This is a genomic window from Roseivivax sp. THAF30, from assembly GCF_009363575.1.
Taxonomy (GTDB): domain Bacteria; phylum Pseudomonadota; class Alphaproteobacteria; order Rhodobacterales; family Rhodobacteraceae; genus Roseivivax; species Roseivivax halotolerans.
The window spans coordinates 3571794-3590864 of sequence record NZ_CP045389.1; the positions used below are offsets into that span (position 1 = coordinate 3571794).

A 19071-nucleotide genomic window follows, 5' to 3' on the forward strand; every position below is an offset into this window, starting at 1 on the left:
GGGATCAGGCCGCTTCGGAGAGCGCGGCGTATTCGGTGTGATAGGCCCATTCGAGCCAGGGCAGCATGGCTTCGATGTCCGAGGTCTCGACCGTGCCGCCGCACCAGATCCGAAGACCTGCCGGCGCATCGCGGTAGGAGCCGACATCGAGCGCGACGCCCTCGGCCTCGAGCCGCTTTTGAACCGACTTGGCGAAAGCCGCCGGGTCCGAGATCGCGCCGTCGGTGAACTTGAGGCACACCGATGTGTTCGACCGTGTCGCACGATCCTGCGCGAGGTTGTCGATCCAGTCCCGGCTCTCGCAGAAGTCCCAGACCGCCTGCGCGTTGGCATCGGCCCGCGCCATCAGGCCCTTGAGGCCACCGACAGAGCGCGCCCAGTCGAGCGCGACGAGGTAATCCTCGACCGCGAGCATGGAGGGCGTGTTGATCGTCTCGCCGATGAAGATGCCTTCGTTGAGCTTGCCGCCTTTGGTCAGGCGGAAGATCTTCGGCAGCGGCCAGGGCGGCGTATAGCTCTCGAGCCGCTCCACCGCGCGAGGGCTCAGGATGAGGATGCCATGCGCGGCCTCACCACCCAGCACTTTCTGCCAGGAGAAGGTCGTCACATCGAGCTTGTCCCAGGGCAGATCCTGCGCGAACGCCGCCGAGGTCGCATCGCACAGGGTCAGACCCGCGCGATCCGCGGGGATCGCCTCAGCAGACGGCATCCGCACGCCCGATGTCGTGCCGTTCCAGGTGAAGCAGACGTCGCGGTCGTAATCGAGCGACGCCATGTCGACAATCTCGCCATACTCGGCGGTATGAACCGTGTGCTCGATCTTGAGCTGCTTGACCGCGTCGGTGACCCAGCCTGCGCCGAAGCTTTCCCAGGCGACCATTTCGACAGGCCGCTCGCCCAGCATCGTCCACATCGCCATCTCATAGGCGCCCGTGTCGGATGCCGGCACGATGCCGATGCGGTAGTCATCAGGAACGCCCAGGATCTCGCGCGTGCCATCGATCGCGGCTTTCAGCTTGTCCTTGCCCACCTTCGCGCGGTGGGACCGGCCAAGTGCCGCATCCGAGAGCATATCGAGGGAGAAACCGGGGATCTTGGCGCAAGGGCCAGAGGAAAAACGCGGATTTTCCGGCCGCACGCCGGGTTTGGTCATCGCCATATCTGTCTAACCTTCCAGATAGAAGCCCCTCGTTGGGGAGGGGTGTCCCACGGACGCATCTACTGCCCGCCCCGATGTTCCACAAGTCGCAAAAGAGCCGTGCGGCGACCTTTCGCAGCGCAAAAGCGGCATCGGTGGAGCGGATCGGAAACTTCTCGGCGCAAGCCTTTCAGGCGCGGGCCTGCCGGTTTATAGCGCGATCATGTCCATCCGAGGCCAAGCTCCATGTCCCATGTCGTCACGCTTCTCACCGCGCCCAGCGCGCCATCGCTAGAACCTGCGGCGGCCGAGGCGCTCCGCAATGCCTGGGGTGGGGGCGCGATTCATTGGCTCGCCCCGGATGAAGCCTGCGAGTTCGAAGTGCCGGGCTGTCCGGTGAACCTCGCGCAGGTCTGGCAGGATCTTCAGGCTCTGAAGATCGATCTTGTCTGCCAGCCCGCCGAAGGACGCCTGAAACGGATGCTCCTCGCGGACATGGATTCGACGATGATCCAGCAGGAATGCATCGACGAGTTGGCAGACGAGGCAGGTGTCGGCGAGCGGGTCAAAGAGATCACCGCCCGAGCCATGAACGGTGAGCTCGACTTCGAAGGCGCACTCATCGAACGCGTCTCGTTGCTCAAGGGACTTCCCGAAGCGGTGATCGCGCGCGTTTTGGCCTCCCGTATCTCGCACATGCCGGGCGGGCGTGAATTGGTGGCAACGATGCGCGCCACTGGCGGTTACGCGGCGCTCGTCTCCGGCGGGTTCACGGCCTTCACGGGCGCTGTCGCCGAGGCGCTCGGTTTCGATGAGCACCGCGCCAACATGCTTCTGATCGACGGCGGCACGCTGACGGGAGAGGTCGCTCAGCCAATCCTCGGACGCGAGGCCAAGGTGGCGGCTCTGGAAGAGATCACCCGGCGGCTCGGCATCAACGAGAGCGATGTGATCGCAGTCGGGGACGGCGCGAACGATCTCGGCATGATCCAGCGCGCCGGAACCGGCGTAGCGCTTCATGCCAAACCGTCGGTTCAGGCCGAAGCCGAACACAGGATCAACTTCGGCGACCTGACGGCGCTCCTCTACATCCAGGGCTACGCGAAAACCGAATTTGCCGCTTAACCCAGAAGCGTCACCGCCGGTTTGATCGACCCGGTGACGATGCCGCGCCGGTTGGTGATCTGGGGCGACAGGAACCGCGCCACGTCCCTGTGATCCGCATCCAGAACACCCATCCGGACGAGCACCGCCGCGATCGCGCATTCTGCGGCCCGCGTGGCACCGTCTTGCGCCTTGATCGCGATACCTTGGCCGCGCTCTGGCAAAATCGCGATAAAGAACCCTTCCGCCCCGGTCTTGAGGGCGACAGGCTCCTTCGCGGCCTGCATCAGGAGCGTGCAGGCGCGACCCTCACCCGCAACGAGCAATGGATGCGCCATCATCGCTTCGCGCAGACGGACGCCGGCGCGCGACAGGGTATCCTCGCGGCGATGCGCCGTGGCGAACCAGGACATTGCACGCGCCATCGCGGACATCGTCGTTGCGAAATTCGGCGCCGAGCATCCGTCGATCCCGAAGCCTGGGCTTTCACGATCGGTGACCACCTCGAAGGCATCGCGGGCGGCGATCTGGACGGGATGTTCCGGCTCGACATATTCCGCGCCACCGCCAAGCTGCGCGGCGAGCGTCAGGAACCCTGCATGCTTGCCTGAGCAATTGTTGTGAAGCTGCGAGGGAGATTTGCCATCCCGAATCATCTCGAACCGCAGATTCTTGTCGCGCGACGGCTCGGGCCCGCAGCGCATCTCCGCCTCGTCGAAACCTTCGGCCGTCAGCCACTCGGCCACTTTTGCGACATGCAGCGGCGCGCCCTGATGGCTGGCACATGCCAAGGCGAGTTGTTCGGGCCCGAGCCCCCGCGCGTTGGCGGCTCCCGACGCGACAAGAGGCAGCGCCTGGATCATCTTGGCAGAGGAGCGTGGCAGGATCGTCGCGTCGGGGTCGCCCCAGGCGGCTTCGACCTCTCCATCCGGCCCGGCAATGACGACATGACCGAAATGCACCGACTCGGCGATGGGTCCGCGCCAAACTTCACACAGGCGCGCGGTGGATGGGCTCATCGGGAGTGTCCTCACAGGTTGGCGATTATCTGCCGAGAGGGCTTTTCGCCCATGGCAAAATCAGGCTAATGTCCGCGGCGAATTCGGGTTTCAACCGGCAACATAAACCGGGGCGCTTTCGGCACAACCCGAAGCTTTGAGGGTCAGGTTTTTCTGGAGGGTCAGGCAATGAAAGCTCAGATCGGGGTCGGCCTCGTCGCAGCGCTCTTCGCGTGGGGCGGCATGGCCCACGCACAGGATGAAAGCACCAACCGCGTCGATGCGATGACGGACTGGTCGGTGTTCGAGGGATCGGACCCGCGCGAATGCTGGGCGGTGACCACTTACAAGGAAAGCGTGAACACCCGCGACGGCCGCGTCGTGGCCGTGACGCGCGGCGAGATCCTGTTGATGGTCTTCTACCGACCCGAAGCAGAAGTCATGGGCCAGGTCGCATTCACCGGCGGCTATCCCTTCGCGGAAGGCTCGACGGTTAACCTCAATATCGGCGGCACGGAATTCGAGATGTTCACCGAGGGCGAATGGGCCTGGCCGGCGACACCGCAGGACGACAATCGCATCATCACGGCGATGAAGCGCGGCGCGGACGCGGTTCTGACCGCACGCTCCTCGCGCGGCACAACGACCGAGGATACGTTCTCGCTTCTGGGCTTCACCGCCGCGGTCGAGGATGCGGAGCGCCGCTGCAGGAGCTGATCGCTCCCGAGCCGCTCCCTCGAGACAAACATCGCAGCGCGTCGATTTTCTTTTGGAATCGGCGCGCTCTTCCTATATCAGGCCCACTTTCGCACGTATCGCGCCCCTCGGGACCAAGAGACCGCCATGACCTCGAACGCACCGATCACGCAGGACCTCGTCACCATCCCCCGCAAGGCGGAGGAGGGCCCGCAGAATATCGTCGGAATGACGCGGATTGCGCTCCGTGATGCGCTGCTGGCCGTCGGAACACCTGAAAAGCAGGTGAAGATGCGTGTGAACCAGGTCTGGGCCTGGCTCTATCACTGGGGCGTGCGCGACTTCGAGGCGATGACGAACCTCTCCAAGGACTATCGTCGCCTTCTGACCGAGAACTTCGCGATCCGGTTGCCCGAGGTGGTGTCCAAGACCGTGTCGATGGACGGCACGCGCAAATATCTCGTGCGGATCGCCGGCGGCCATGAAGTCGAGATGGTCTATATTCCCGAAGAGGATCGCGGCACGCTCTGCATCTCGAGCCAGGTCGGCTGTACGCTGACATGCTCCTTTTGTCATACCGGCACGCAGAAGCTGGTTCGCAACCTGACGTCGGGTGAGATCGTGGGGCAGATCATGCTGGCACGTGACGATCTCGACGAATGGCCCGCGCCTGGCACCGGCACCGGCGACAACGGCCCGCGGCTCCTGTCGAACATCGTGCTGATGGGGATGGGCGAGCCGCTCTACAATTTCAACAACGTGCGCGATGCGATGAAGATCGCGATGGACGGCGAAGGCATCGCCCTGTCCCGCCGACGGATCACGCTGTCGACCTCGGGTGTCGTGCCCGAGATCGCCCGCTGCGCCGAAGAGATCGGCTGCCAGATGGCCGTCAGCTTCCACGCGACGACCGACGAGGTGCGCGACAAGCTCGTGCCGATCAACAAGCGCTGGAATATCGAGACTCTGCTGACCGCGCTCAAGGAATATCCGCGTCTGTCGAACTCTGAGCGGATCACTTTCGAATACGTGATGCTGAAGGACGTGAACGACAGCGATGCCGATGCGCGCCGCCTCGTGCAGCTCATCAAGGGCATCCCGGCAAAGATAAACCTGATCCCGTTCAACGAATGGCCCGGCGCGCCCTATGAGCGCTCGGATTGGAGCCGGATCGAGGCCTTCGCCGACATCGTCTACAAGGCCGGCTATGCCTCGCCGATCCGCACCCCGCGCGGAGAGGATATCATGGCGGCCTGCGGTCAGCTCAAATCCGCGACCGAGCGCGAGCGCAAGAGCCGCCGCGAGATCGAAGCCGAAGCCGCACGCGGATAGGATCCGAGACATTATTGACGCTAGGGCAGCTCGGATGTAAATGATTTTTACATCCAAACCCGGTGTTACGCTTGCCGTTTGACCACGCCAACAAAAGTTCACCAGTCGCTCGGCGTCCTCGACCGGGGCAGAGATGAACTTCGCCCCGCTCTGGGCAGACGGCCCCGTCATCTCCGTTCACGCCCTCGCAGCGCTGGCAGCTTTCGCGATCGGGGCGTCGCAACTCGCAATGCGGAAAGGCACTGCGCGCCATCGCTTTGTCGGATGGGTGTGGGTGAGCCTTATGGCGGTCGTTGCGCTATCCAGCTTCTGGATTCACGAGTTTCGCGTTTTCGGCCCGTTCAGCCCGATCCATATTCTGTCGATCTTAACGCTCGCGACGCTTGTCTATGCCGTACGATCCGCGCGTGCGGGTCGGATCGCGGCGCATAAATCCGCCATGACCTTCCTATTCCTGCTCGCCATCATGCTGACAGGCGCTTTCACGCTTCTGCCCGGCCGGACCATGCATGCGGTCCTGTTCGGCGGCTGAACCCGCCTCGAATTGCAGCTTTCTGCGGTGCCGGGTATGCCGCTCGCGAGGTTCGGAGGCAGGGCATATGACCGATACGCAGACCAAACGCGCCACGTTGATGGTGATCGCGGCGGGAACTCTCTGGGGGTTCTACTGGGTGCCGGTGCGTGCGCTCGACGCGGCGGGCCTGCCGGGCGCCTGGGGAACGGCGTTGATCGTCGCCATCGCGGCGCTGTCCCTCGTGCCTCACGCGATCCGGCAATTCGGCACCCTGCGCCGAGCGGACCGGGCGGCCCTTGCCTATATCGCGCTCGGCGGCGCAGGCTTCGTCCTCTACTCGGTCGGGCTCGTCTATGGCCGGATCGCGGTCATCATACTTCTGTTTTTCCTGACGCCCGTCTGGTCGACGCTGATCGGGCGCGTCGTGATGGGGTGGGCGACACCGCGCCTGCGGATCGCGGCCATCGTGACGGGAATACTGGGCCTCGGCATCATGCTCGGTGCGGGCGGGGGGCTGCCGGTCCCGCGCGGCATCGGCGAATGGATGGCCTTGTTGTCGGGCATCACCTGGGCAATCGCGACAATCGGCATCCGTGTGCGGCCAGCGGTTCCGCCCGGGCTGGCCTCCTTCGTGTTCGCAGCGGGTGCGACGCTCTGTGCGCTCGCGCTCGCGCCCTTCCTCTCCGGCTTGCCCACGCCGAACGACGCGCTTTTGCCGGCTTTGCCCTGGGCGGTGGCAGCGGGCACGATCTGGTGGGCGGCCTGCATGGCGGGGCTGATGTGGGCGACAGTGCGCCTCGATCCGCCGCGCGTCGGGATCCTTTTGATGATCGAGGTGCTTGTCGGCACGGCATCGGCGGCCTGGCTTGCCGGTGAGGTGCCATTACCTCAGGAGCTTGTCGGCGGCGCGCTCGTACTGATCGCCGGCATCCTCGAGGTCTGGCCCGTTCGCAAGCGCGCTGTCGTGGCACAATAAAATGCCCCGATCACCCTGAGGCGATCGGAGCCAGTGTGCCTCGGAACAGGCATTCGGGAATTTACCAGTCGGTCGGACCTTTCTCGGCGAACTCGTGCACGAGGAAGTCGATGAAGGCGCGCACCTTGGGCTGCGTGAAACGGCCCGGCGGATAGACCGCGTAGATGCCTTGCGTCTCTTGCGGCAGATCGGGGATCGCGTCTTCGACCAGGCCGGCGGCGAGTGCGTCGCCGTAGAGGAAGGACGGCAGGTATGCGATGCCAAGGCCCGCGATGCAGGCATTGAGCAGCGACTGGCCGTCATTGACCGAGAGCCAGCCCGCGGTGCGGACCTGGCGCTTCTCACCGGAGGGCGCGGTCACTTTCCACACGTTGCCGGAGGATTGGTTGGAATAGTGCAGCAGCTTGTGATCGTTGAGATCGTCGATCCGCGTCGGGCGGCCGAACTTTTCGAAATAGGACGGGGAGGCGATCATGCGCTTGGTGCATTCGGTCAGCTTGCGGGCACGCAGCGTCGAATCCTCCAGCTCCCCAATCCGCACTGCCATGTCGAAGCCCTCTGAAATCAGCTCCACGTAGCGGTTGTTGAGGACCATGTTCACGGTGATGTCCGGGAACTCCGCGAGGAACTGACCCAGGATCGGCGAGAGATGATTGACGCCGAAATCCGTGGCAACCGAGATCCGCAGAAGACCCGACGGCGCTGATTGCATCGACGTAACCAGCGCATCCGCCTCTCCGGCATCGTTCAACACGCGCCGGGCGCGGTCGTAATAGGCCAGACCGATCTCCGTGGGGCTGACCCGGCGGGTCGTTCGATTGAGGAGCCGTGCACCGAGGCGCGCCTCAAGCGAGGAGACGTGTTTGGAGACGGCGGATTTGGAAATCCCCATCTTCTTGGCGGCATCGGTAAAGCCACCCTGATCCACCACGGTGGCAAAAGCCTCCATTTCGGTCAGCCGATCCATTGACCGCTCCTTCGCGTCGTTATTCGTCTCCCTTGGGTATCGCGGCCAAGTTGGGCACAATCGCGGCACCCCGCAGACAATTGGAAGGTAATTGTCCGCTCTGTTTGAGACTTGGAAACGCTGGCGCATTGCGACGGACATACTTGCGAGGCCTGACCGTGTGCCAGCGGCATCTCTGTGCATGAAAAAGCCCCCTCGGCTGAACCGAGAGGGCTTTGCCTTTAAAAGATCACGCGATTACGCCGCCTTGCGCGCATGCGTGCCTTCTTCGATCTCCTCGACGATCTTGGCGACGAAGGCGTCGAGATCGTTCGGGTTGCGGCTTGTAACGATGCCCTCGTCGGCGACAACGGTCTCATCGACCCAGTGCGCGCCGGCATTCGCGACATCCGTTTTCACCGACGGATAGGACGTCGCCTTGCGGCCGTTCAGGATACCCGCTTCGACGAGAACCCACGGCGCATGACAGATCGCGGCGATCGGCTTGCCGGCCTGGTAGAAGCTTTTCACGGTTGCGATCACTTCGTCCTGAACGCGCAGGATGTCGGGATTGATCTGGCCGCCCGGAATGACGAGCGCGTCGTAGTCGGACGGGTCGATATCGCCGAGCGCGGCGTCGGCGGGCACGGTCTGGCCCCAGTCGTCGCCGTCCCAGCCCTTGATATCCTTGCCGTCGAGGCTGGCGACATGAAGCGTGGCGCCATGTTCGCGCAGCTTGTCGCGCGGCACTTCAAGTTCGGATTGTTCGAAGCCGTGGGTCGCAATGAGAAGGATCTTTGCGTCGGATATGGCAGGCATGATGTGGCCCTTTCGTCTTACTGTGAGGCTCCGGTAGGGGACCGAAGCATTTGCCGACAGAACGCCCTGCCGCGCGGCGCGTTCCCTGGATTGCCGCTCTCTCGGATAAGTGACCGCCGCGGCCCGCACCGGCTTGACGGGAGAGCGGGGCCGCGCCAAACCCCGGCTGTCATGGCAGAGCTTTTCGCATTCACCGACGGCGCGTGTTCCGGCAATCCCGGCCCGGGAGGCTGGGGCGTCCTTCTGCAGGCCAAGGACGGCGAGAGCGTTGTGAAGGAGCGCGAGCTCTCGGGCGGCGAAAGCGGCACCACGAATAACCGGATGGAGCTGCTGGCCGCGATCAACGCGCTCGAAAGTCTCTCGCGTCCATCCCGGATCACCATCGTCACCGACAGTGCCTATGTGAAGAACGGCGTCACCGGCTGGATTCACGGTTGGAAACGGAACGGCTGGAAAACCGCCGCCAAGAAGCCCGTGAAGAACGTGGAGCTTTGGCAGCGGCTCGACGAGGCGCAGAAGCGCCACGATGTGAACTGGGAATGGGTCAAAGGTCATGCCGGCCATCCCGAAAACGAGCGGGCGGACGAGCTGGCCCGCGCTGGGATGGCCCCGTTCAAGCCGTCGAAATGACGCTCTTTACGCTTCTCGATTACGCCGCCGTGCTGGTCTTTGCCGCGACAGGGGCGCTGACGGCAAGCCGCGCGCAGCTCGACGTGGTGGGCTTTGTCTTTCTCGGCGCATTGACTGGGCTCGGGGGCGGGACGGTGCGAGACCTGCTGCTCGACCGCAATCCGGTCTTCTGGATCGCCGATCCGTTCTATCTTGCCGTTGCCTCGCTCTCGGCTCTCGCTGTCTTTTTCGTGGCGCACCGGCTCGAAAGTCGGCTCGTGACCCTGCGCTGGCTCGATGGTGCGGCTCTCGCCGTGGCTGCTGCGGCGGGCTCGGGGATTGCCTTCGAAGCCGGGCAGCCCGCGCCGGTGGTGGTGGTCATGGGCATGGCCACCGGCTGCCTCGGCGGGCTGATGCGCGATGTCGTTGCCAATGACGTGCCCGTGGTGCTGAGCCAGGGCGAGCTATACGTGACCTGTGCGCTCGCCGGGTCGCTGGCGACGCTCGCCGCGCATTGGCTGGGCTTCGGGGATGCGATCGCGGCGCTGGCCTGCGCGCTCGTGACCTTCACGCTCCGGGCCGGAACGCTGGCACGGGGCTGGAGCCTGCCGACCTACAAGTCGCGGCCGCCTCGGGGTAAGTAGGCGAGGTCTTCTCCTCCGGCACATCCGCGCTGGTGTCGCTAAAGCGTCAAGAGCCGCCCATCTTCGGCGACGCAGGTGATCCGGCTGAGCCCCGCCTCCGTCTTGAGCCGCCCAAGCGCGTGCTGATCCATGAACACCGCCGCCGTCGAGAGCGCGTCAGCCCTTACCGCGCGATCCGCCTCGATGCTGACCGTCGACCAGACGGGCCGCTCCTTACGCGGGCCGAGGATATGCGCCCCGCCGCCAAGCGCCATCGCGCCCGGGCTCGACGTGGCGATCGCGCCACCCGTCAGCGTCCGCTGGCCGAGAAAGCCCTGCACAGGGTCTTCGAGCCCAAGCCGGAACGGCCCGCCAAGAGCCCGCGTCTCGCCAATGTCGATGAGTGCATGGGTGAAGCCGCGCGCAGCAAGCCGGTCGGTGACAAGATCGGTCGCAAAGCCTTGCGCGATCCCGTTGAAGGTCAGCGCCTGTCCCGGTCCGAGGCGGATCGCACCTGCACGCCGCACCTTGTCCCACCCGATAAGGCTGCGTGCGCTCTCGGCATCGTGGCCCGCCGCCAGCGCCCGCCAGAGCGGCTGCACGGTCGGGTCGAAGAGCCCACCCGAAAGCCGGTGCGCGGCGTCCGCCTCCGTCATGAGTGCGGCGAAGGCGGACGACGGGTCGAGATGCCCCGCGGCGTTCAACCGTGAGAGCGCGCTGTCCGGACGATAGAGCGAGAACTCCGCCTCCACCTCCTCGAGCCATCCGGGAATTGCCGCGAGCGCCGCGTCGACGTCGGGCCGTGGCCCCGAAAGCGCGACCGACACCTCCGCCCCAAGTGCCCGCCCGCGCCATGTCTGAGCGACCGCGAAACTCGGGGCGCAAGCGAAGGCGGCAGCCAGGGTGAGAAACCGCCGCCGCTTCATTCCGCCGGCACCGTGTTGGGATGGCCCGTCACGCGCGGGCGGCGCTTTTCGGCCCGGCCCTTCAGCACAAGCGGCACGCAGCGCGTCTCATCGTCGTGGATCGACACGCAATCGAGGCATTGGAAACATTCGGCGTAATCGATCTTCCCCGACTTCTCGATGGCGCCGTACTGGCACTCCACCCGGCAGAGCTGGCAGGGCGAGCCACATTCCATGCGCCGAGGGATCCAGCGGCGAAGGCGCAGCGCCCCGCCGATCGCCATGAGCGCGCCGAGCGGGCAGACATAGCGGCAGAACCCCTTGAACAGCATCATGCCAAGCAGAAGCCAGAAGATCGCGTAGGCCGCGTAATACCATTCGCGCAGGAAGAAGGTGGTGATGGCTGTCTTGAACGGCTCTACCTCGGCGGCCTTGTCCATGTGTTGCGGCAGCCAGAGCGTCACCGCCACGAGCGCCGCCAACACGACGTATTTCAACCATTTCAGCCGCGCATCCCAGCGAGCGGGCATTTCGACCTGCGGAATACGCAGCAGGCGGCCCAGATGGTGCGCGAATTCCTGCATCGCGCCAAACGGGCAGAGCCAACCGCAGAACAGCCCCCTGCCCCAGAGCACGAAGCCGAGGATCGTCGCCCCCCAGATCGCGAGCGAGAACGGATCGTAGAGCAGGAAGTTGAAGGAGCCGCCCGCCAGCGTCGATTGCAGCGTCGCGAGCGGCGTCACGATGGACAGCTGCCCCTGCCCCCACCAGCCGATAAAGCCCAGAACCGCTGCGAGAACGCCGAGGCGGATTGGCGTGAAGGCGGCAAGCCCCGCCAGCCGCGCCTGACCGAACAGCAGCGCCGGCAGCATCACGCCCAGCATCGCGCCGAGGATGATCAGATCGCTCTGGCGGTTGTAGATCGCCTCGAGCCATTGCGGCAGCCGTTCGACCTGGCCCGGCCGGGTGAAGAAACGCTCGGGCGTTGCATGGGTCAGCGACAGCTCGACCGAGCCGATCTCGGGCTGGAACATGCCATGCTCGCGCACTGCCTGGACGCTGAGCGTCCATTCGGACGCCGGATCGAAGCCGAGGCGGCGGTCCGTCCGCAGGATAAGCGCGCGACCATCTTTCAGCTCTTCGGGCACGTCTTCGGCCAGCCCGACATAGAGATCGGCGTCCCTGAGCGCGACGGGCAGTCCTCCTTGCTCGGCCGAGATCCAATCGGGCGAGGTGTTGCGGACGAAATCCTCCGAGACGAGCCCGTGCCGCGCGGTCTCGACGACAAGAATCGGCTCATCGGTCTGCGAGATTTCCATGAAGCGGCGCAGATCGACGAAAGTATCCTCGTCCAGCACCGCCCGGGCGACGGACGGCGGACCAAGATCGACGACCCAGAGATCGAGGTAGGTCTCTTCGGGGTAGTCGCTGGCTTCAGGGTCGTCATCGGCCCAGACCGTCCCAGCGAAACGGTCATCGATCTCGGCATTGCTCACCCGCAAGTGGCCGACAAGGCCCTGGTTCACCAATGCCTGCCAATCGAGCTCTTCGCTGTAGTCAGGATCGGGATGTGCGGGCGGGCCTGCCGAAATGCCCTGCATCTTCTCGCGCGCGACCTGCAGCGTCGCGGCCAGCACCGATTCATGCGCGATCCGTACGCTCGCTGTCGCCTTGGTCACACCATCCAGATAGACGAGGCTGCCTCCGGCGCCTCCCCCGCCATACGGCGTGCCGACCACAAGGCTTTCCGAGATGGAATGGCCTTCATATTGCTCGAAGAAGGCGTGAAACGGCGCTTGCCCGAGCCCCGAGACGAAGATCGGCTCGTTATGATCGAGGAGCCGTACGGAGATGAAGCGCCCCTCGAGATCGAGCACCACAAGCACATTGATCGGAGCGCCCGAAAAGCCCGGTAGCGGGGCGAGCGGCTCTGTTTCGAACACGTAGCCCGAGTGTTGACCGCCGGAATTCAGAAGTTCGTAGACACCGTCTTCACTGATCCGCTCGCCAAGGCTCATCGGCGCGATGATCTTCTCGGCGATGCGGTCCCGATCGGACGGCTCCGCCGTGGCCTGAAACGACAGGCTCAGCCACGCAAGCGCAGCCAATATGACGCGCAATCCTCCCATTGGGCCGACACTAAGGCGGGCCGGTCGGCCGCCATATGCGACCTTGGTGCGCCCTTAGCCTTTTACGAGCGTGGCCATGTAGAACCCGTCCATGCCGCCGCGCTCTGTCCAGAAATCGGGGCGCAGGCGCAGCCCGCCTTCGCTGGAACGCCAGTTCTCCTCGATCCAGTCGCCCTCGGGCGGGATCACGGCAAGTCCCGGATGCCGGTCAAGCGCCTCTTCGATCTGCACCTCGCCTTCATCGGGAATGAGCGAACAGGTGCAGAAGACCAGCCGGCCGCCCGGCGCCAGAAGGCCAAGCGCGTGATCGAGCATCGCCGCCTGCAATTCGATCAACTCCGAGATGCCCGCCCCGTCGCGAGCGTGCGGCAGGTCGGGATGGCGACGGATCGTGCCCGTGGCCGAACACGGCGCATCGAGAAGGATAGCGTCGTAGCGGCCCTCATGGGTCAGCGCATCGCCAACAACAATCTGGGCCTCGAGGCCGGTCCGCGAGAGGTTCTCGCTCACGCGTTGAAGCCGCGCCTTCGACAGATCGAGCGCCGTGACTTTAGCCCCGCTTGCCGCGAGTTGCAGCGTCTTCCCGCCCGGCGCGGCGCACATGTCGAGGACGCTCTTGCCCCGCACGTCTCCGAGCAGCCGCACCGGCAACGCGGCCGCCGCGTCCTGCACCCACCATTCGCCTGTCTCGAAACCCGGCAAGGCCGAGACCTGCACCCGCGCATCGCAGCGAATGGACCCGGTGGGAAGACGTGCGCCATTCACGGCCTTGGCCACCGTTTCAGGGTCGGTCTTCGCAGTCAGATCAAGCGGCGCACCGACGGCATGCGCCGCTTCCATACCGCGCACCGCATCGCGCCCCCACGCCTCAAGCAGCGGTCCGCGAAGCCAGTCCGGCAGACGCGAGGGCGGCAGCGCCGCCCATTCGCCCGGAGCCTGACCCGCGACTTTCCGAAGCACGGCGTTCACCAACCCCTTCAGCGCACGCGTCCGCTTGTGCCCGTCGGCCAGCGTCACGCAGGCATCGACCACACCATGCGCCGCGCCTCCCTGCGCCAGTTCCACCGTCCCGAGCCGAAGGATATTCTGCCCCCGAAGCGGCGGCTTTTTCTGAAGATGCGGGCGCAGAAGACGGTCGGCGCGATCAAGATGCCGCAATGTCTCTGCCGCGAGCCGCTGCGCTGTGGCGCGCGCCTCGGGCGGCATCTTTCGAAAGGAGGGCGCGGCGATCATGTCGCTCAAAAGCCGTCCTTCGCCCAATACACCGTCGAGTAGGTCCACGCTCGCGCGCCGTGCCTGATCCATGTCGCCTGCCTTGTTCCCTGCTGTCGCGCGGATATATCAGTGGGAGACGACCGGAGGAACCGCAGATGAGCGAAGAGAAAAGCGACTTGCCGCCCGCCGCACAGCGCGCATTGGCCGAAGCAGAAGAGCGCCGCCGTCTCGCGGAGGCAGCTGAAGCTGCCGACCCGCGCCCGATAGAGCTCGGCGGCCGTAAAGGACCGGAGCCCGTCCGCTACGGCGACTGGGAAAAGAAGGGCCTTGCGATCGACTTCTGAGGCCGCGCCTCAGCGCAGGGTAAAGCCCGCCGAGCGGCCTGAGCCGCGATCCGAGGTGAAGGTGATGCGATTGCCCTCGAGGGTCACGAGCTGGCAGTTGTAACCAAGGTCGTCGCCGCCCCAGTTGAGGCTGCGGCAGAAAAAACCGTCCTCCCAGCTCCATTGACCGGTTACGTCCCATGCCGCCCCCGAGCCGGAGATACCGCCGCCGGGCGTGACGCGCAGATCGACCAGCGGACGGACGAGCCGCTTGCCTTGGACTGCCGATACGAACTCGTCGCGCGTGTCGACACGCTCCGCCTTGGCCGCGACTGGCGCGGCGATGGCGAGGATCAGGGTCAGAACCAGTGATTTGCGCATGATCGCCTCCTGAAACACACCTTGATATACGGTGAGATGCGGCGATCGGTTTCGTTTTCCAGCGTGCTGGCGCGGTCGTGAGCCCCTGAAACGTTCTCAGTTGAGCCCGAGCACATCCAGCATGTCGTAGAAGCCCGGCTCCTGGTCGAGCGCCCAGGACGCCGCCTTGAGCGCCCCGCGCGCGAACAGCGCCCGGTCGGAGGCGACATGGCGGAGGATGATACGTTCTCCGGGACCGGCGAATATCACGTCATGTTCTCCGACAATGTCACCGCCCCGGATCGCGCTGAAGCCGATATCGCCCGCCTTGCGCGCGCCGGTGATACCGTCGCGCCCCCGATCCGACGCATCGGCCAGCGAGACGCCCCGGCCCTCGGCTGCGGCCTCGCCCAGCATCAGCGCGGTGCCCGACGGCGCGTCGACCTTGCGATTGTGATGAGCCTCGACGATCTCGATGTCGAACTCGGTGTCGAGAGCCTCGGCGACCTTCCGCGTCAGCAATGTCAGAAGGTTCACGCCGAGCGACATGTTGCCCGCACGCACCTGAACAGATCCTTTCGCGACCTCGGCCAGCTCGTCCAGTTCTTCGTCCGAAAAACCGGTCGTGCCGATGACGTGGACAAGCCCGCGCTCCGCGGCGAGCCGCGAAAAGCCCAGCGTCGCGGCGGGCGCGGTAAAATCGATGATCGCGCGCGCCTCGGCGAAGGCTGCCTCCGCGTCGTCGGTCACGAGAAGCTCCGTCTCCGCACCGCCCATCGCCAGGCCGAGATCGCGCCCGATCCAGTCATGTCCGGCCCGGTCGACCGCGCCCGTCAGTCGCAGCTTTTCCGAGGCTTGCACCTCGCGCACCAGCATCTGACCCATCCGGCCCGAAACGCCGGTGATGACAACTCCGGGAAGATCGCCCATCGCACGTGCCTCCGATTGATTTACTCTGCCTTATCGCGCCTGCTTCGCCTTGGCAAAGTGCCAGCGAAGGCGTATCTGCGATGCATGGCCAAACGCGCTTTCCAAGACGGACCCGGACCCAGCCAGCGGCAGCTTCGCGTGGGCGAACTCGTGCGCCGCACCCTGTCGGACGTGCTGATGCGCGGTGACGTGCATGATGCCGACCTGTCGGGCATGTCGATCACAGTTGGCGAGGTGCGTGTCTCACCCGATCTCAAGGTCGCGACCGCCTATGTCACGCCGCTTGGCGGCAAGGGCCAGGATCAGGTGGTCAAGCTCCTGGCGCGGAACGCAAGCGAGCTGCGAAAGCTTGTCGCGAAGAACGTGCAGCTCAAATTCGCGCCCGAGCTGCGGTTTCGCGTCGACGAGACCTTCGACCGGCTCGACGAGACACGGCGGCTGTTCGATCAGGACAACGTGCGCCGCGATCTCGACGACGAGTGACCTTCATGCGCTGGCCCGCCCTTCTCGTTCCGCTGATCTTCGGCGCGCTGCCCGGCGCGGCCAAAGCGGTCGAATGCCGCGAGTTCATCTTCGAGGACGTGCCCTACACGCTCTGCCATGTGGACAGCGGCTCGGAGGACCTGCGCCTTTTCCTTTACGATGAGGATGAGCGGCCCTTCGGAAATTTCGGGCGGCTCGATCAAGCGCTGTCCGCCGGGGGCGAACGGCTGGCCTTCGCGATGAATGCCGGGATGTATCATCCCGATCGCGCTCCGGTCGGCCATTACGTCGAGGATAACGAGCAATATCGCGGCGTGATCTCGACTTCGGGACCGGGAAATTTCGGGCTCCTGCCGAACGGCATCTTCTGCATCGGCGACGGGCGCGCCGATGTGATCGAGACCCGGCGCTTCGAGGCGGAATCCCCGTCATGTCGCTACGCCACGCAGTCCGGGCCGATGCTCGTGATCGACGGGGAGCTGCATCCGCGATTCCTCGAGGACAGCGACAGCCGCTATATCCGCAACGGTGTCGGCACGTCGGAAGACGGCACCAAGACGATCTTCGCGATCTCCGAGCGCCCGGTGACGTTCCACGAGTTCGGACGGCTCTTCCGCGACGCGCTGGAGATGCCTCAGGCGCTGTTCCTCGATGGCAATATCTCGCGGCTTTACGCCCCGGCGATTCGGCGTGCCGATCTGGGCCGCCCGTTGGGACCGATCGTCGGCGTCGTCGTTTCCGAGGATCGCTGACGGCCCGAACTTGCGCAGGGCGTGCCCGCGGCCTAGGTCCAGACCACACGATCGCACGAGGGAACCCTATGTCTCACGACTTGTCACGCCTGACCGAAGACCTTCTGTCCGCCGCCGCCAAGGCCGGCGCGGACAGTGCCGATGCGATGGCGGTGGACGGCACATCGGTCGGCGTCGACGTGCGTGGCGGTGCCCTTGAACAGGCCGAACGCTCCGAAGCGGTCGAGATCGGGCTGAGGGTGCTTCTCGGCAAACGCTCTGCCACCGTGTCGGCATCGGACGTGCGGGCCGAGACGATGGCGGAGATGGCAGAACGCGCGGTCGCGATGGCCCGTGAAGCGCCGGAAGACCCCTATATCGGCCTCGCGGATGCCGATCAGCTTGCCCGCGATTGGGACATCGCCGCGCTTGAGCTGGCCGATCCGGCGGACGAGCCGACGCCTGCCGCGCTCGAAGAAGATGCCCGCCGGGCCGAAGCGGCGGCACTGGCGGTGGAGGGCGTCACCCGCATGGATGCCGCCTCGGCAGGCTTTAGCCGGACCCGCGTTCAGCTTGCCGCCTCGAACGGCTTTTCCGGCGGCTATACCCGCACTCAGCGCTCCACCTCCTGCGTGGCCATCGCGGGAGATGGCACGGGGATGGAGCGCGATTACGACGGTGACGGCCGTATCTTCCAGAACGACCTGCGAAGCCCAGAGGATATCGGGCGCAGCGCGGGCGAACGCACCGTAGAGCGGCTCAATCCGCGCCGGCCGAAGACCGGGGCCTACCCGGTTCTCTTCGACGAGCGCATTGCCGCGTCGCTGATCGGACATCTTCTCCAAGCGGCATCCGGAACGGCGGTCTCGCGGGGTGCCTCCTGGCTTCTGGACGGGCTCGGGCGCGAGGTGCTTCCCTCCGGCCTGTCGCTGACCGAGGATCCGCACCGACCCCGCACGATGGGCTCGCGCCCGTTCGACGCCGAAGGCCTGCCGACCCGGCCCCGCGCCATCGTCGAAGACGGGGTTCTGAAAAGCTACACGCTGGATCTGGCCTGCGCGCGCAAGCTCGGTCTGGCGCCAACCGCCAATGCCGCGCGCTCCGTCGCATCCGGCCCCTCGCCGTCGGTCTGGAACGTGGCGCTTTCCCAAGGCACGCAGAGCCGCGAAGACCTGATCCGAGAGATGGGCACCGGGCTTATCGTAACGTCCATGATCGGCTCCACGATCAACCCCAATACGGGCGATTACTCGCGCGGGGCGTCGGGCCTTTGGGTGGAGAACGGAGAGATCGCCTATCCGGTCTCTGGCGTGACGGTCGCGGGCAGCCTGCCCGAGTTCCTGCGCCGCATGACGCCTGCGAATGATGCGCGCCCATGGCTCAGCCGCGTCGTGCCGTCGCTTCTCGTCGAAGGGCTGACCCTTGCCGGAGAGTGATCTCGATCTCCTTCTGCGCGCGGCCCGGGCGGCTGCCGAGGTGGCGACGACCTTTATCGGCGGCGACCTCGATGTGCGCGAAAAGGAGGGCGACCAAGGCCCGGTGACCGCGGCCGACATCGCGGTGAACGAGGTTCTGGAAGACACGTTGCGTACCGCGCGGCCCGCCTATGGCTGGCTGAGCGAGGAGAGCCCGCACGATCCGCTGCGCCTGACCTCGCCCTCGACCTTCATCATCGACCCGATCGACGGCACGCGCAGCTTCATCGACGGCTCGGATACCTGGGCGCATTCCCTGGCGATCGCGGAAGCCGGAGAGATCACCGCCGCGGTGGTCTATCTACCCATGCGCGACAAGCTCTACGCTGCCGAAAAGGGTGGCGGCGCGGAGCTCAACGGCTCCGCCATCCGCACCACGAGCCGCGCGGAGATCGCGGGCGCGCAGTTCCTTGCGACGAAGCCGAACATCGACCCCAAGCACTGGCCGGAAGGGGTGCCGCCCTTTCACCGCTCGCACCGTCCATCGCTGGCGTACCGGATGTGCCTTGTAGCGGATGGCTCTTTCGACGGGATGCTGACCTTTCGCGACGCCTGGGAATGGGACATCGCCGCCGGCACGCTCATCGTAGCGGAGGCCGGCGGGCGGGCGACCGACCGCGCCGGGCAGGAGATGCGCTTCAACCTGCCCTCGGCCCTTCAGAACGGCGTCGTCGCAGGCGGGCCTGCGATGTGGGACAGCACGATGGCCGCGCTTGGTCACGGCCCCTCTGTCTGACGCCGGAACCTTGCGTTCCAGCCCTGCCG

21 protein-coding genes are annotated in these 19071 nt (G+C 65.5%); 12 read left to right on the top strand and 9 right to left on the bottom strand.

What is annotated here, in order from left to right; all coding sequences use genetic code 11:
- Positions 1 to 4: 4 nt before the first annotated feature.
- Positions 5 to 1159: a phosphoserine transaminase gene (locus FIU91_RS17290; RefSeq protein WP_152463417.1), complete on the bottom strand. Its 1155-nt coding sequence runs from the start codon at positions 1157 to 1159 to the stop codon at positions 5 to 7.
- Between the two features lie 225 nt (positions 1160 to 1384).
- On the opposite strand from FIU91_RS17290, the gene serB reads away from it, so the two are divergent.
- A complete protein-coding gene (serB, locus tag FIU91_RS17295) occupies positions 1385 to 2263 on the top strand; it encodes a phosphoserine phosphatase SerB (protein ID WP_152463418.1) in 879 nt (292 codons plus the stop codon).
- Here serB and FIU91_RS17300 read toward each other — a convergent pair.
- Positions 2260 to 3261 carry an asparaginase gene (locus tag FIU91_RS17300; protein WP_152463419.1) on the bottom strand — a complete coding sequence of 334 codons (1002 nt, stop codon included), beginning with the start codon at positions 3259 to 3261 and terminating at the stop codon, positions 2260 to 2262. The two genes, serB and FIU91_RS17300, sit on opposite strands and share 4 nt — an antisense overlap.
- A gap of 168 nt (positions 3262 to 3429) precedes the next feature.
- Here FIU91_RS17300 and FIU91_RS17305 point away from each other — a divergent pair, with 168 nt between their 5' ends.
- From FIU91_RS17305 to FIU91_RS17320, 4 genes are all read left to right on the top strand, one after another.
- Complete coding sequence (locus tag FIU91_RS17305) at positions 3430 to 3957, top strand: invasion associated locus B family protein (RefSeq protein ID WP_172975041.1); 528 nt, start codon at positions 3430 to 3432, stop codon at positions 3955 to 3957.
- A 126-nt stretch (positions 3958 to 4083) separates the two neighbouring features.
- Positions 4084 to 5268: a 23S rRNA (adenine(2503)-C(2))-methyltransferase RlmN gene (gene rlmN / locus FIU91_RS17310; protein WP_152463420.1), complete on the top strand. Its 1185-nt coding sequence runs from the start codon at positions 4084 to 4086 to the stop codon at positions 5266 to 5268.
- A 133-nt stretch (positions 5269 to 5401) separates the two neighbouring features.
- Complete coding sequence (locus FIU91_RS17315) at positions 5402 to 5800, top strand: DUF2306 domain-containing protein (RefSeq protein ID WP_152463421.1); 399 nt, start codon at positions 5402 to 5404, stop codon at positions 5798 to 5800.
- Between the two features lie 67 nt (positions 5801 to 5867).
- The gene (locus FIU91_RS17320) at positions 5868 to 6758 is read left to right on the top strand and encodes a DMT family transporter (protein ID WP_152463422.1); all 891 of its coding nucleotides are present in this window, start codon (positions 5868 to 5870) and stop codon (positions 6756 to 6758) included.
- A 61-nt stretch (positions 6759 to 6819) separates the two neighbouring features.
- Here the strand turns inward: FIU91_RS17320 and FIU91_RS17325 are convergent, their stop codons facing one another.
- Both FIU91_RS17325 and FIU91_RS17330 read right to left on the bottom strand, forming a co-directional pair.
- Positions 6820 to 7725: a LysR family transcriptional regulator gene (locus FIU91_RS17325; protein WP_093008971.1), complete on the bottom strand. Its 906-nt coding sequence runs from the start codon at positions 7723 to 7725 to the stop codon at positions 6820 to 6822.
- A 237-nt stretch (positions 7726 to 7962) separates the two neighbouring features.
- Positions 7963 to 8523 carry a type 1 glutamine amidotransferase domain-containing protein gene (locus FIU91_RS17330; protein WP_093008972.1) on the bottom strand — a complete coding sequence of 187 codons (561 nt, stop codon included), beginning with the start codon at positions 8521 to 8523 and terminating at the stop codon, positions 7963 to 7965.
- 171 nt (positions 8524 to 8694) lie between these two features.
- Here FIU91_RS17330 and rnhA point away from each other — a divergent pair, with 171 nt between their 5' ends.
- Positions 8695 to 9153 (top strand): ribonuclease HI, encoded by a 459-nt coding sequence (gene rnhA / locus FIU91_RS17335; RefSeq protein ID WP_152463423.1) that lies wholly within the window; start codon positions 8695 to 8697, stop codon positions 9151 to 9153.
- Positions 9150 to 9776, top strand: coding sequence for a trimeric intracellular cation channel family protein (locus FIU91_RS17340; protein WP_152463424.1), 627 nt, complete (start codon positions 9150 to 9152; stop codon positions 9774 to 9776). Before rnhA ends, FIU91_RS17340 begins: the two co-directional genes overlap by 4 nt.
- Before the next feature lie 38 nt (positions 9777 to 9814).
- Here the strand turns inward: FIU91_RS17340 and FIU91_RS17345 are convergent, their stop codons facing one another.
- The 3 genes from FIU91_RS17345 to FIU91_RS17355 are packed head-to-tail and all read right to left on the bottom strand — an operon-like array spanning position 9815 to position 14094.
- Positions 9815 to 10681 carry an FAD:protein FMN transferase gene (locus FIU91_RS17345; protein ID WP_152463425.1) on the bottom strand — a complete coding sequence of 289 codons (867 nt, stop codon included), beginning with the start codon at positions 10679 to 10681 and terminating at the stop codon, positions 9815 to 9817.
- Positions 10678 to 12789, bottom strand: a complete 2112-nt coding sequence (locus tag FIU91_RS17350; RefSeq protein WP_152463426.1) for a 4Fe-4S binding protein — start codon at positions 12787 to 12789, stop codon at positions 10678 to 10680. Before FIU91_RS17350 ends, FIU91_RS17345 begins: the two co-directional genes overlap by 4 nt.
- A 54-nt stretch (positions 12790 to 12843) precedes the next feature.
- The gene (locus tag FIU91_RS17355) at positions 12844 to 14094 is read right to left on the bottom strand and encodes an RsmB/NOP family class I SAM-dependent RNA methyltransferase (protein WP_152463427.1); all 1251 of its coding nucleotides are present in this window, start codon (positions 14092 to 14094) and stop codon (positions 12844 to 12846) included.
- A 65-nt stretch (positions 14095 to 14159) separates the two neighbouring features.
- Between FIU91_RS17355 and FIU91_RS17360 the strand changes: the two genes are divergently transcribed.
- Complete coding sequence (locus FIU91_RS17360) at positions 14160 to 14348, top strand: DUF1674 domain-containing protein (protein ID WP_093008978.1); 189 nt, start codon at positions 14160 to 14162, stop codon at positions 14346 to 14348.
- Between the two features lie 9 nt (positions 14349 to 14357).
- Here the strand turns inward: FIU91_RS17360 and FIU91_RS17365 are convergent, their stop codons facing one another.
- Together FIU91_RS17365 and dapB are read right to left on the bottom strand one after the other, a co-directional pair.
- Positions 14358 to 14708, bottom strand: coding sequence for a dihydrodipicolinate reductase (locus FIU91_RS17365; protein ID WP_093008979.1), 351 nt, complete (start codon positions 14706 to 14708; stop codon positions 14358 to 14360).
- Positions 14709 to 14804: 96 nt separating this feature from the next.
- Entirely contained in the window at positions 14805 to 15617 is an 813-nt protein-coding gene (gene dapB / locus FIU91_RS17370; RefSeq protein ID WP_152463428.1) for a 4-hydroxy-tetrahydrodipicolinate reductase, read from the bottom strand.
- A gap of 84 nt (positions 15618 to 15701) precedes the next feature.
- Between dapB and rbfA the strand changes: the two genes are divergently transcribed.
- The 4 genes from rbfA to FIU91_RS17390 all read left to right on the top strand — a co-directional run bounded on the left by rbfA (position 15702) and on the right by FIU91_RS17390 (position 19042).
- Positions 15702 to 16100, top strand: coding sequence for a 30S ribosome-binding factor RbfA (gene rbfA / locus FIU91_RS17375; protein ID WP_152463429.1), 399 nt, complete (start codon positions 15702 to 15704; stop codon positions 16098 to 16100).
- A gap of 5 nt (positions 16101 to 16105) precedes the next feature.
- Complete coding sequence (locus FIU91_RS17380) at positions 16106 to 16852, top strand: phosphodiester glycosidase family protein (RefSeq protein WP_152463430.1); 747 nt, start codon at positions 16106 to 16108, stop codon at positions 16850 to 16852.
- A gap of 68 nt (positions 16853 to 16920) precedes the next feature.
- Positions 16921 to 18267, top strand: a complete 1347-nt coding sequence (locus FIU91_RS17385) for a TldD/PmbA family protein (protein WP_152463431.1) — start codon at positions 16921 to 16923, stop codon at positions 18265 to 18267.
- Positions 18254 to 19042, top strand: a complete 789-nt coding sequence (locus FIU91_RS17390; protein WP_152463432.1) for a 3'(2'),5'-bisphosphate nucleotidase CysQ — start codon at positions 18254 to 18256, stop codon at positions 19040 to 19042. The genes FIU91_RS17385 and FIU91_RS17390 overlap by 14 nt, the downstream gene beginning before the upstream one ends.
- Positions 19043 to 19071: the final 29 nt, after the last annotated feature.